7 protein-coding genes and 3 pseudogenes are annotated in these 13,003 nt (G+C 44.3%); 8 read left to right on the top strand and 2 right to left on the bottom strand.

The window, feature by feature from the left end; genetic code table 11:
• Positions 1-104 precede the first annotated feature (104 nt).
• From UA76_RS24015 to UA76_RS05960, 4 genes and pseudogenes are all read left to right on the top strand, one after another.
• A pseudogene (locus tag UA76_RS24015) lies at positions 105-1,978 on the top strand (methyl-accepting chemotaxis protein).
• A gap of 295 nt (positions 1,979-2,273) precedes the next feature.
• On the top strand, positions 2,274-2,672 hold the full coding sequence (locus tag UA76_RS25145; protein ID WP_157617579.1) for a DUF3015 family protein: 399 nt from the start codon (positions 2,274-2,276) through the stop codon (positions 2,670-2,672).
• A pseudogene (locus tag UA76_RS24480) lies at positions 2,578-4,010 on the top strand (Lnb N-terminal periplasmic domain-containing protein). Before UA76_RS25145 ends, UA76_RS24480 begins: the two are co-directional and overlap by 95 nt.
• A complete protein-coding gene (locus UA76_RS05960; protein ID WP_047043976.1) occupies positions 3,986-4,525 on the top strand; it encodes a DUF7840 domain-containing protein in 540 nt (179 codons plus the stop codon). Before UA76_RS24480 ends, UA76_RS05960 begins: the two are co-directional and overlap by 25 nt.
• Positions 4,526-4,709: 184 nt before the next feature.
• Here UA76_RS05960 and UA76_RS05955 read toward each other — a convergent pair whose 3' ends face one another.
• A complete protein-coding gene (locus UA76_RS05955) occupies positions 4,710-6,302 on the bottom strand; it encodes an ABC-F family ATPase (RefSeq protein WP_047043974.1) in 1,593 nt (530 codons plus the stop codon).
• A gap of 295 nt (positions 6,303-6,597) precedes the next feature.
• Here UA76_RS05955 and UA76_RS05950 point away from each other — a divergent pair.
• From UA76_RS05950 to UA76_RS24475, 4 genes and pseudogenes are all read left to right on the top strand, one after another.
• Positions 6,598-8,954 (top strand): annotated as a pseudogene (locus UA76_RS05950) (AAA family ATPase).
• Positions 8,955-8,998: 44 nt separating this feature from the next.
• Positions 8,999-9,877, top strand: a complete 879-nt coding sequence (locus UA76_RS05945) for a mechanosensitive ion channel family protein (RefSeq protein WP_047044058.1) — start codon at positions 8,999-9,001, stop codon at positions 9,875-9,877.
• Between the two features lie 427 nt (positions 9,878-10,304).
• Positions 10,305-11,588: a glycerophosphodiester phosphodiesterase gene (locus tag UA76_RS05940; RefSeq protein ID WP_238322192.1), complete on the top strand. Its 1,284-nt coding sequence runs from the start codon at positions 10,305-10,307 to the stop codon at positions 11,586-11,588.
• Positions 11,516-11,845, top strand: a complete 330-nt coding sequence (locus UA76_RS24475; RefSeq protein WP_238322191.1) for a glycerophosphodiester phosphodiesterase family protein — start codon at positions 11,516-11,518, stop codon at positions 11,843-11,845. The genes UA76_RS05940 and UA76_RS24475 overlap by 73 nt, the downstream gene beginning before the upstream one ends.
• A 240-nt stretch (positions 11,846-12,085) precedes the next feature.
• Here the strand turns inward: UA76_RS24475 and UA76_RS24010 are convergent, their stop codons facing one another.
• Positions 12,086-12,994, bottom strand: a complete 909-nt coding sequence (locus UA76_RS24010) for a GNAT family N-acetyltransferase (protein ID WP_052771963.1) — start codon at positions 12,992-12,994, stop codon at positions 12,086-12,088.
• Positions 12,995-13,003: the final 9 nt, after the last annotated feature.

Genomic DNA, 13,003 nt, shown 5'->3' with positions numbered 1-13,003 from the left:
CAACCTTGCAAATCCTCCCTCTAGTGCTATCTGTTGTATATCCGCAGTAATAAAAATGTCATTAATCTGTAATAAAGCGGAGCACAACGTCAGAAGGAGGACCTATGCAGGGTTCAACGTTATTCCAGTCGCTTTCTATCAAAACGAAATTGTATTTTATCATTGGCACACTTGTAACTGGTGTGCTCGCTTACGCTGCTTATCAACAACATAGCTTTCAACGTTTAGGGGAAGTTGAAAACGCAGCGAAACAGAATCAGGCCAGTGAAATCGAGCTCCTCACGCTAAGGCGTCATGAAAAAGACTTCCTTGCTCGTAAAGATCCCAAATATATCGAGCGCTTTGATACAACTTTCCGCTCGCTAAGTGCGCGCATCGCGTCTTTAAATCAATACCTTAGTCAATACCAAACATCCAAAAGCGGGCAACTGGAAACCATTGAACAAACTCTGAGTACCTATCAAAGCCAATTTCACGCTTTAGCTGACCTCGTAGTTGAGATTGGGGGCAATGAAACACAAGGATTAAAAGGTGAGCAAACCCAAGCTCGCGAAGTATTAAAAGAAGGTGTCGTTCGTAAGGCTGACAACGACATCAAAGTTGCCTACTTGCAGTTGGTCGAAGCTGACTTTCATTACTTAGCGGAGCCAACGCCTGAAATACTTGCGGACTTTAACGCTTATGCGCAAGAACTAAGTTCACTGGTCGCGGGCGATCCGCAGTTGCTAGCACTTCATCTTGATTATATCGAACGTAGTAACACCCTATTCGCCGCATTTGATAGCCTCGGTTTGAGCCCAACTCAGGGGATGTTGGGTGTTCTCCGTGATAATGTGCACGCAACGGAGGCCGCAATAAAAAGTCTTCAAGATCAGATTCAAATTGTGATTGACGAGGTGTCAGGCCAAATAACACGTCAGTTGTATATGATTGGTGCGGTCATTGCTGGGCTAGTATCTTTCTTGCTGCTTGTTGTAGCCAAAAGCATTACGGTACGTATCGGCCAAATCACCGCGTTAATGGAAGACATTTCTCGTGGCGAAGGTGATCTTACGGTTAGAATGAATGCCCAAGGCAGCGATGAGCTAGCACAACTTGCTAATGCATTTGATCTTTTTATCTCCAAACTTCATGACAACATTCGCGATATCGCACAAGTTATGAATGTGCTCAAATCCAGTTCTGAGTTGTGTGAGCAATCCTCTAGAGAAAGTATGGGCAACGCGACAAGCAAAAGATGGAATCGGAATCAGTTGCCACAGCGGTTAATGAGCTAGTGATGACCTCAAATGAGATTACCGCCAATATTGAGAGTGCCGCTCAAACTGCCTCTCGCGTAAAAGATGAAGCAGACAGAGGACTAACAATTACTACGGATTCTAACCACAACATTGAGCAATTGACTAAAGACATTGAGGCATCACAGCAAAAAGTTTCTGCCTTGGAGGAGCAAAGCAAAGAGATCCACACTGTCATTGCGTCTATTCAAGGAATTGCTGAGCAAACCAACCTACTCGCTCTCAATGCTGCGATAGAAGCGGCTAGAGCTGGTGATAACGGACGGGGGTTTGCAGTAGTTGCCGATGAAGTTAGACAGCTTTCCCTTCTCACCAACAATTCTACTCATCAGATTGAGGAAACCATCACTGGCTTAACCAAAGGTGTATCAGAAACGGTCTCATTGATGCAAAACAGCCTACAACAAGCACATCTTACTAACGACAAGAACGATGAAGTGGTCAAGGCAATAGAGCTTATCACTGAGCATATCTCGGAAGTGTTTGATATGAATAGTCAGATTGCGACAGCGTCTGAAGAACAATCCATGGTGTCAGCAGAGATCGATAGGAACATCACTCAGATTGCAGATCTTGCCGGTGATACCCATGAGATGGTGAAACAAGCAGCGCAATGCAGCACTCAAGTGAACGATGTGAGTGACAAGCTCGAGAAGATTGTCGCGCAGTTTAAGTACTGACATCTATAGGAGAACGCTAATGCTGAGTATAGAAATACTACGTAAGATCAAGGGTTTGGTTTGCCAGTTCGTAGCAACTTCCAATGTAAGATTAACAACTCACCATGCTTTGGTTTGTTTTTACTTTTCTCAATTTGCATCTAAAGTTTAAAGAACGCAGCGGGCTAATTGTTTGCCCCGCTCTATTGAGCTTGAACAAGGGGTCTATTTTGAGAAACAGAATCTTTGCTTTGATCATTATGGCTTTTGCTTATCTGCCCCAAGCTAATGCTTCTTTAGATGGCATTTATAAAGGATGCGGATTAGGGCATTGGGTCGCCAATGGCTATGCAAACGGCTGGCTTGCCGTTACCACCAATGTAACTTGGGACTTAGGTACAACTGCATCTATTTCTCATTATTCAACTCCTGGGGCGTGTGCCGGTCCTTTTTACGCTGCCGCACAGTTTATCGACAGAGCTACCCAGAGTTGGAACAAGAAACAGTGCAAGGTAACGGCGAGCATATGGTGGCGATGTTGAATATCCTTGAGTGTGGGCAAGAAGAGCAACAGGCAGTACGTCAAGGAATCCGAAGTGATTTCGCACAAGTGTTAGCAGATGATCATTACGCTGAAATGCCTCATCACGAAAAGGCTGACAGTTATTACCGCATTGTCGCAAAACATGCTTCACAGCAGTGCGCGGCGTCTTAGCTGCATTAACCAACAGACGACACGCAATGGCGTGTCGTCTTGCTTGGGGTTACTGATCTTTGTTGCTCTTTTGTCTTCTTGGTCTGCATTGGGTTCGTCTTCACTGAATGAAGAGCAGATGAACCAGTGGTCGAAGTTGCTGCATTTTAAAAATGGCAGAAGCACCATCACTAGTACAGACTTTTTCCTTTCCGAACATGGCCACTCTGATCCAGAATCAGAGCTAATTGCGACTCTTAGCGCTTTTACCGCGCCATCAACCACGGCACATTGCCGTTACCCTGCACGCTACATCTGGGTTAAAGAAAACTTCGGTGTCGATTTAGCACTGTCTCTACAAGATTGCGAAGACTATCAGCAATGGATTCAGCACAGTAAAGCTGAATCAGTCAGCCTTGTTTATGTCACTGGATATCTTGGAAACCCCGCCTCTTTTTTCGGTCATCTGATGATGAAATTCAACCGCCAGGGCGACAACAAAACGGATATAGAGCTACTCGATACAGGGATTAATTTCGGTGCCAATGCGCGCCTGATGACAATCCAGTAAAATATGTTTTATATGGGATATTTGGTGGTTATAGTGCCACGTATACCACGGCGACTTACTACCTTCATACTGGGAATTATGCTGAGAATGAGCAGCGGGAATTATGGGAATATGAACTTAGCCTAACTCAACCAGAAGTGGCGTTGATACAAGCGCATCTCTTTGAACTACAAGATGTAGAATTTAGCTATTACTTCCTAAGTGATAACTGCTCTACCGCGTTTAAAGATATTTTAAGTATTGTTCTGGATAAGCCTCTTGATACCGGATTTCAACCTTGGGATATGCCCATTGATATATTCCATGCCATTCCGGACGTTCAACACCATGGACAGCCTTTGGTTTCCAAGGTTAAGCAACGCCAATCAAAGTACAGCCGAATCCAAAACAAGTACCTTGCCCTTAATGATTCAGAAAAACAGCAAGCTCTCTCTATAGCCAAAGATCTTTCAGAATTGGATGAGTTTATGCGGTCTAAGGCTTTTTCGGACTATGAAAAAGCGAAGGTTCTCGATGTGTTAACCGAATATACAGAACTGTTGATAGTCACCCAGAATGAGGCAGACAGTAATTACAAGGAACAGAAACGAAAGCTATTGCTGGCAAGACTGAAACTTGACAGCTTTAGTGTTGAATGGCCGGAGAGTAAAGCCAAGCCTCCTCATTTGGCTCAGCGACCTATAAACCTTGGTGCCGGAACTGGCTATAGCAACGATTATGGCGGTTATGTCAGCTACGCGGTTATGGCGCGTATTATGACTTTTTGTCTATCGATGCGGCACGATTAAAAGATTCTGCTCTGACAGTAATGGATACAGAGCTTCACCTTACCCATGACAAACTCCGCCTTAAATCTCTGGATTTTCTCAATGTAGCTTCACTCAACACTAATGATGTGTCTTTGTTTGAAAACGATCGCTTAGCATGGCAATTCGCGCTCTCCCTTGAGCATAGTGAATGCGAGAATGATGAATGTTACCGCCCATATTTTAAAGGCTATTTAGGCTTCGCAACTCGTCAATCTCACAGCCTTTCAGCCTATGCCATGCTTGGTGGGCAGATCGATTTCGCCTACCTTGATGATTCAGACCTTCAGCTTCCGTTAGGCGTACTATTCAATTGGCCTGAACGTTGGAAAACACACCTTCGAATAGTGCCTTCACTGAGTTTAAATGGTAGTGGTTGGGACTATACCTTATTTGGGGACTCGCGCTATTACATCAGCAATGAAGCGGACATCCGAATCAGTATCGAGAAAAGCTATGACAAATTAGTAGGTATCTATTACAACCGATACTTTTAAGAGGTGCTATCAGTCACTGCACTGATTAAACCAACTAAGATCAACGATATTTTCAGTTATAGAGAGCTTTGGAACAATGCGACGGAGCAAATGAAGGTAACAACAATTACCGCGGCTAACGTCCTACAAAAAAAGGAGCTCAATTGAGCTCCTTTTCTAGTGTGTTTAGTAAGATTTGAAGTATTTAACCTTCAATGCCGCGAGTTTTTAGGAACTCAGCGTATGAGCCTTTGAAATCGGTGATCTTGTTGTCTTTTATTTCAATGATGCGAGTAGCTAGCGAGTCTACAAATACACGGTCATGAGAAACGAAGAACAAGGTACCTTTGTATTGTTCTAGTGCATTGTTCAACGATTCGATCGACTCCATGTCCATGTGGTTGGTTGGCTCGTCCATTAGTAGCATGTTTGGCTTGTGCATCATCAGCTTACCAAGCAGCATTCGGCCTTGTTCACCACCCGATAGGACTTTTACCGACTTCTTGATGTCGTCTTGAGAGAACAGCATGCGACCTAGGAAGCTACGTAGAACTTGCTCATCGTCGCCCTCTTGGCGCCATTGCCCCATCCACTCCATTAGATCCATATCTTTTTCGAAGTCTTCTGCATGGTCTTGCGCGTAGTAGCCGATGTTCGAGTTTTCAGACCATTTGAACTCACCGCCGCGTGGCGCTAGTTTGCCTGCAAGCGTGTTAAGTAGTGTTGTTTTACCCACACCGTTCTCACCGATGATAGCAACGCGCTCACCCACTTCAAAAATCGCGTTGAAGTTAGAGAACAAGTCTTCTTCAAAACCTTGAGTTAGGTTTTCAACAATCAAAGCGTTTCGGAACAGCTCTTTAGATTGCTCAAAACGGATGAATGGGTTTTGACGGCTTGACGCTTTTACTTCGTCTAGCTGGATCTTATCAATCTGTTTAGCACGTGATGTCGCTTGTTTGGCTTTTGATGCGTTTGCAGAGAAACGCGCAACGAAGGTTTGTAGTTCAGCGATTTGTGCTTTCTTCTTCGCGTTGTCTGACAGTAGGCGTTCACGAGCTTGTGACGCAGCCGTCATGTACTCATCATAGTTACCGTGGTAAACACGCAATTCACCGTAGTCTAAGTCAGCCATGTGTGTACACACTGAGTTTAGGAAGTGACGGTCGTGCGAGATGATGATCATCGTACAGTTACGTTGGTTTAGTGTATCTTCTAGCCAACGAATGGTATCCATATCCAAGTTGTTCGTTGGTTCGTCGAGTAGCATAATGTGCGGGTCGGCGAACAGTACTTGCGCAAGAAGAACACGAAGTTTCCAGCCTGGAGCTACTTCGCTCATCAAACCATAGTGTTGCTCTTCAGGAATACCTACAGCCAGTAGTAGTTCGCCTGCTTTAGAGTCGGCCATGTAACCGTCCATCTCTGCGAACTGAACTTCTAGATCCGCAACTAGCATGCCCTCTTCTTCACTCATCTCTGGCAGTGAATAGATGCGGTCACGCTCTTGCTTTACTTCCCACAGCTCTTTGTAACCCATGATAACGGTGTCGATAACTGTGTATTCTTCGTAAGCAAATTGGTCCTGATTTAGTTTCGCAACGCGCTCGTTTGGATCGTAGCTAACGTTACCGCCAGTTGGCTCAAGTTCACCGCTAAGGATCTTCATGAATGTTGATTTACCACAGCCGTTTGCGCCGATAAGACCGTAACGGTTACCTTCGCCAAATTTAACCGAGATATTTTCGAAAAGTGGCTTAGCACCAAACTGTTGAGTGATATTCGCTGTGGAGATCAAAATACGTACCTAAAAAGTTTAAAAATCGGCGCCACGGTACTGGTTACTCGGCTTAACTTCAAGTGTTGATTTGCTTTCTAGGCCTATCTAAGGCGAGTTTCCGCTGCCATAGTTGCTCACAGAGATGGATTACGTCAGTTTGTGAATCAAATCTGCTGTCTTGTCGTTAATTTAAGATAAGGTGAAATATTGACGTGTTGATTACACAGTTAACCTTCATTTGCCATATAAATCAGTTCTTTCCGTGTAATTACGTCTACACTAAATTTAACCAATACCGTTATAAGTCGATTTTATGCCTCCGATATTCCGACAGGCTTTTTTGTGTCTTTTCTTGGCCCTCGCGACTGTGTCATTAAAAGCAAGCGCCAATTGGGACTTTAACCCCAATGATGATTTGAAAATTCATGATGCGGCTGCTGAGCTGGCTAGCCAAGTTTATGTTCTTCCCGACCCTTTATTTATGACGCCCTCAGACATCAAACGTGTCGATCAACTTTTGGGGCGCGTGCTTAATGAACTCACTATTCAGACCAAACAGTTTGATGAACATCTGGTTATCTATCGATCTGATGCAAGTAAAGAAAATTGGGTGGCCGTACAAAAGAGTTACCTTACCCTCAATAGTTTAAGCCAATCGAAACAACAGCTTCTCACTCTTACTTCTAATGAACTGCGCAATCAACTAACAGGCTTTGGCCCTTATGGAGTGCGTCAGTTCCAACACGAGTGGCAGTTAACCACGTTGAATTTGGAGTATTTGGTTCATTATCAGCTTCAAAGCTTTAAATCTCTATTCAATGACATTCTTGTCTCACCCATTCCGGTGATTTGGGTGGGTTTAAAAGTGTTGATGATTTACTTTGCTCTAGTGTGGTGGCTGGCAAATAGCCAGCGATTAATCACGCTATTTAAAGAGAATCAGCTTGATAACAATCCGAACCCGCCAATTTGGATTCGTGCGATTTGGTATGTAAGCCGTGCCAATAAAGCCATTGCTTGGCTATTTGCGATTACCCTATCGCTTCGAGTTCTGACTCAAATAGAGACTTTGAGTCATTTAATATTTCTTGAAATCTTTACGTGGTGGATCCTTGGAGGATCGATTGCGGTAAGCTTTATTCTTGAGTTCACGTACCGACACAGCTTGCGAAGCAGCAAAGAGCTGACCGCCTTAAGACTTTCAACGATTCGCCGCTTTGTGTGGAGTTTTATTGTTGCCGGTGTGATTCTTCAAATTTCGGCACGTACGGTAGGCGAAGCAACAATTTATAGCTGGATTTACAATGTTGTGGTGCTGTGGTTTGCGCTGATTTTTATATCCGTGCTGAGGTTATGGCGTCAAAAGGTGTTTGAATCGGTCGAAGCATCGAGGATAGGCCGAGCGTTGTTAATTGGTCCGTGTCGCATCAGAGAACTGTCTTGATCAGTATTGTGGCTACCGCTATCAGTGCATCGTGGCTTACGCTCCACACTCTGCAACATAAATTAATCGGCTCGCTTTCCCGATACACGGCCTTCAGCCAAATATTGGCCTACCTATTTCGTATCGAAGTGGCTAAGCAAACCAATCAAGACAGAAGTAATCATAATCTAGCTCGGGTACGTGGCGAAGAGACATTTGACTACGTTTTGCCAGGCAGCCCAGACAGTGAGTTAATCGAGTATGCGCAAGATGAAATTAAAGAGTTATCTAAGTATGTATTGACCGACAGCCCCGCGATTTGTGTGCTCAGTGGCGAGCGTGGTGTGGGAACCACAACCTTGCTTAATACCCTTTTGTATAAAGTGAAAAATGCCACTCCGATTTATCTCAACTGCCCTTACGCTGGATATTCCGAATTGATTAGCGAACTCGCCCTAGCCCTAGGCTTAGATAAAGAATCAACAGAAATTCAGGTTCTGGCACGGTTAAGAAAAAGCAAAGAAACGTATCTGCTCGCTATTGATAATGCACAAAGATTGGTTAAGCCGAAAGTCGGTGGATTAACGGGTCTCATTAAGTTGACTAACCTACTAAGGCGTTCTCGTAAGAATCATCGCGCAGTCATCGCTATTGAAAAAGCCAGTTGGCGATTTGTTGATCGTGCACGTGGTGAACGTTTGCTGTTTGATTGGGTGACTTTTCTTCCCAAATGGAACGAGGCGCAAATGCAGTCTCTATTAAACAGTCGAATAAATCAGCCTGACAAACCTTCGCTGCACTTTGATGGTCTTGTTGTACCCAAGCAGTGGGATCAAGCCGATGTGAGTGAAGAAGAAAGAGCGAAACTGGGTTTCTACCGAATCCTTTGGCACTATTCCGATGGGAACCCTTCGGTTGCCCTGCGCTTTTTCCGCTTTTCGCTTAATCGCGACAAAGAAAGTCAACGTGTCGTTGTACGCCTATTTAACGCACCTCAATCCCAAGAGCTTGAGAAAATGCCCAAGCCTATGCTGGCTGTTTTGCGCTCAATCGTTCAACTCGAAATCGCATCACCTGAGGATGTGTCTGAATGTACACAACTGACTATTGCAGAAGTCATCGGCACGCTGCGTTATTTTCAAAGTCGTGGATACATCGAATGGAGCGAAGACAAGGCCAGAGTTTCTGATCATTGGTTTAGGCACATAACGAACGTGTTGGATCGCCAACACTTGTTGGTTAAGTGATGGTTGGTTAAGTAAAGATTATTTAAGTAATGTCTGGTGAAAAAATGACTCGACTATTTTCCATATTATTCGTTTTCGTCACCCCAATGGCTTTTGCCACAGAAGAGGTGGCGAGCGTCGACAACATTCAGCAGTTCGCGAGCTTAATCCGTTGGAGTGGCGTGTTCTTTTCTTTGTTGATTGTGGCGGCAACCTGGCTATTGTTGAAGTTCATCAACTCTATGGTTGAAAGTGTGGGCAGTCAGTTTGTGCAATACCGCATGCTGCTACAAAAGCTTCAATCGTTCCTACAGTTCTTCATCTATATGACGGCGGGTTTGATGGTGTTTATGCTCAGTTTTCGCATCAACGACCACATTCTCGCGCTCATTGGCGGTACGCTGGCGGTATCGGTCGGCTTTGCTTTGAAAGACTTGGCAGCTTCCTTCATTGCGGGGATGACGGTCATGATAGATCGACCTTTCCAAGTCGGTGACAGGGTGACGTTTGAAGGCAATTATGGCGACATCATCGCTATCGGTCTGCGCTCGGTGCGGATGCGAACGTTGAATGATGACATCATCACCATTCCAAATAACAAGTTTTTGAATGAAGTGACTGTTAGCGGAAACTACGGTGCGCTCGATATGCAGGTCGTTATTCCATTTTATGTCGGTATGAATGAAGACATCACGCTGGCGCGCGATCTGATTCAAGAAGCGGCCTCTTCCAGTCGCTATATTCATCTGCCTAAGCCTGTCACCGTGTTGGTGAAACAAACCATTACTGATAACTACCTAGCTATCCAGTTAACTTGCAAAGCCTACGTTGTGGATACGGCGTATGAGAAGTTATTCGAAACCGATATTACTCTGCGCGTTATGCAGGAGTTTAAAAAGCATGGTATTTTGCCGCCGCGCATCGCGGTTCAATCTGAAAGTTAGCACAAACGATACATTAGATTCGTGGGGCTTCTAGTTCAGTACAACTATTCTTTCTAGCGTTAAGGGCGATCTAATCCGTGATATAATCAAAGGCCTTAACACTTATCCAAATTTTGGCACTACACACTTTGACCAACGCATTCATTCACCGCGCACGACACATTCTCTATTTCATGTGGCATCGACTTAAAGCTAATGGCTTGCGTATGCTTATGAGTTTTCTATTGGTTCGAAGCGCCCTTTTTACTCTGTTTGTTCCTCTTGATCTTTGGGTCACATCTAAGCTGATGAGCTTCTATGGTGTTAGCGCCATTGCAAATCAAGAGTTGCTTTCGTTCTTCTTGTCCCCGTTGGTTTCTTGCTCAGTCTGTGGTTCGTTAGCCAACTTAGCTTTGCATTTTTCGTTGAGCAATCAACGATCAGTATTATGTTGGCACAACACGACCTTGGAAAAAGATCGGTTGTCGACACCCTCGGGTTAATCCTTCAAAGAAGCTGGCGGGTAGCCAAAGTAGTATTGGCTCAGTCTTTTGGTGTGAGTCTTCTGCTGGCGGCCTTAGTTTGGTGTGGCCGATGGATTTACGGATTAATGCTCAACGATTGGGACATTAACTATTACCTTTCCAATCAAATGAGCACGATATGGCTAGCAGTATTATTACTGTTTTTGATTACCTTGCCTGCTGTATTAGTGGTAGTGCGGTATTGGGCTAACTGGTGGCTAGCGCTTCCTTTAAGTCTTTTCCAAAATTGTTCTCAATGGGAGTTGTTCAAACAGGCTCGTCGACTAAGTTCAAACATTTACCCTCATATCGTAATCGGCCACTTTGCCTGGTTGTTCGTGCGAGTAGCGGTCGCGGCAACGTTCGCATGGAGTTTCCTATTCTTACTTGGCCCAATCCTCAATTGGGCAACGTATGATCCAGACCGATATCTGTGGATTTTGTTCGCCAGCGTGTTACTGGTGATTGTGACCTTCCTTCTTAGCTTTTTTGACCGCTTCATTTACGGAAGCTGTCAGTACTACGTTCTGCGCTTGCAAACCAAGCGAATGAAGTTGGTTAACGAACAAGAGCGCACCCTTGGCCTTCAGCAAACAACACGTAACCGCAAAATTTTTCTTTCATTAACGCTGATTCTTATTGGATTTACGATATTCAATGGCTTGGCTGACGTCCGTGATTTTGTTAAGCATCTTCAAACCAACACTTCTGGCTACGTGGTTGCCCATCGCGCCGGTGGTTTTGCCCACGTCGAGAATAGCAAGGCTGGCGTTGAGTACTCGATTTCCTTGGGTGTACGGAGTGCCGAGATTGATGTTCAAGTAACCAAAGATGGTCAGATCATCGTTTTTCATGACCGCGACCTTGGAAGAATGGCTGGCAGCCCGATAGTAGTCGAGAACTCGAACTACGCGGACATTGTTAAGGCTTATCAAAACGCCACTTTAACCCCGCCTCCACTTTTGGAGGACTTGCTTGATAAGTACGCTGCCGACATCGAGTTCAATATTGAGTTAAAACGTTACAATTCCAGTACACGTTTAGCAAAAGTCTTGGCTGAGCTATTGGTTAGCTATGACCAAGCTATGGTGGTGTCGAGCTTGATGCTGACTTGCTTCGAGCGTTTATGGATGTCATGGGGGAAGATAAACCTAGCAAACTGCGATACGCCCTTATTTACGCGGCAAGTGTCGGCGAGTCTGCCCTAGAGCGTGACGTTGATATGCTAATGGTCAGCGACCAATGGTTAACAGCTTGGCGAATTATCGAGATACAACAGCGCGAACAAGAGGTGTTAGTTTGGACGATCAATAACCGCCCAGCTATGGAGCGTTTGTTATTGCTAGGTGCCGACGGGATTATTACCGACGAGCCGAAAATGGCGAACCAAGTGAAACGTGATATTGAAGCTATGGACTTCTCACAACGTGCGCTGCTTACATTACGCTATTGGCTGTCGATCTAGCGATAGAAATTGTGAATATGGCTCCTCTCTTAATATCGTAAGTCTATGAATTAGCCGTTACCTTGCTATACTTGAGGCGATGATCTGGTTATCGATAAAAGTGGTCCAGCTCGGATGTCTGTACTACTTAAACAGAAAACGAAAGGAATCATCTAATCAATAGGGTCGCATCATGCGACCCTATACTTTTTCAAAGTTAGGTTTACTGTTTGCCTTTTTAACTTCCTTTCTTCAACTTTCCTATTGCAAATCGATAGACAATCTCAACATGTCTTGATGTTGAATGCCGTTTTCAAAAATCGGCTCAGGGTAATTGTCGGTGAAGTAGTTCTTGAAGACCTTAATGACTCGAAACCCGACTCTTTGATAAAAGCCAAGTTGATAACCAAATGCTCCTGTACTGAGTTCAATCTTAGCAGTGCCAGCGGACTCTTGATCTTGGATGACTCGTTTTAAGAGCCAAGTGCCTAAACCTTTTCCCTTAAATGACTCACTCACTGCAACGTTATGAATCTCCATCACATTAGCCGACTCGTCTAATGCCTTGATACAACATAGGGCGACTATTTGGCCTTTTCGTTTCGCGACATAGTTTATGCCATCGTAAATATAGGTCTTAACAGTCTCCATATCAGGATCTGCATCGAGGAGTAAATGTTTAGGAAGTTCGTCACCTTTAGCTTTCTCGAACGTTAATGAACGTTGAACCGCTTTTTTGCTATAAAATTTTTCATCAAGGTAGCCGTAAGCAACCAAAAGCATCAAATGGCCAAAAATTGCGTTCAATACATCGAAACCAGTGAATGCTTTAAAGGAAGCATTATCTACAACAAAGTCGCTAATTTGGTTAACTGGCACGGTAAGGTAATGATTAATCAAAATATACGTGACAGTAAAATACAATAGCTGTGCACTAAGGCTTGCGGATACGAAAGAGGTAAACACACTATGCGCCCATGATTCATCGTGCCAGATTCGCAGTAGCACAAGCATAATCACAATAGAGCCAATGTAACTCCATAGTGCGATGTCCAATATCGAACCTTGGTGATATAGGGCAAATAGAATACCGGCGACGGCGCCAATAAGAATCGAGATAAGATGGCGAGACGCTTGAATAATAAGCTGCAAAATCTGTTTGTTGTTCATAGTTCTTTG

The organism is Vibrio mexicanus (genome assembly GCF_001012815.1).
In the GTDB taxonomy this organism is placed as follows: Bacteria; Pseudomonadota; Gammaproteobacteria; order Enterobacterales; family Vibrionaceae; genus Vibrio; species Vibrio mexicanus.
This window is presented reverse-complemented; position numbering and strand designations above follow the sequence as displayed.

Coding starts and splice junctions, on each gene's coding strand:
- UA76_RS25145 (WP_157617579.1), top strand. CDS start 2,274: ATGCGGATTAGGGCATTGGGTCGCCAATGGCTATGCAAACGGCTGGCT.
- UA76_RS05945 (WP_047044058.1), top strand. CDS start 8,999: ATGACTCGACTATTTTCCATATTATTCGTTTTCGTCACCCCAATGGCT.
- UA76_RS05940 (WP_238322192.1), top strand. CDS start 10,305: ATGTTGGCACAACACGACCTTGGAAAAAGATCGGTTGTCGACACCCTC.
- UA76_RS24475 (WP_238322191.1), top strand. CDS start 11,516: ATGGGGGAAGATAAACCTAGCAAACTGCGATACGCCCTTATTTACGCG.
- UA76_RS24010 (WP_052771963.1), bottom strand. CDS start 12,994: ATGAACAACAAACAGATTTTGCAGCTTATTATTCAAGCGTCTCGCCAT.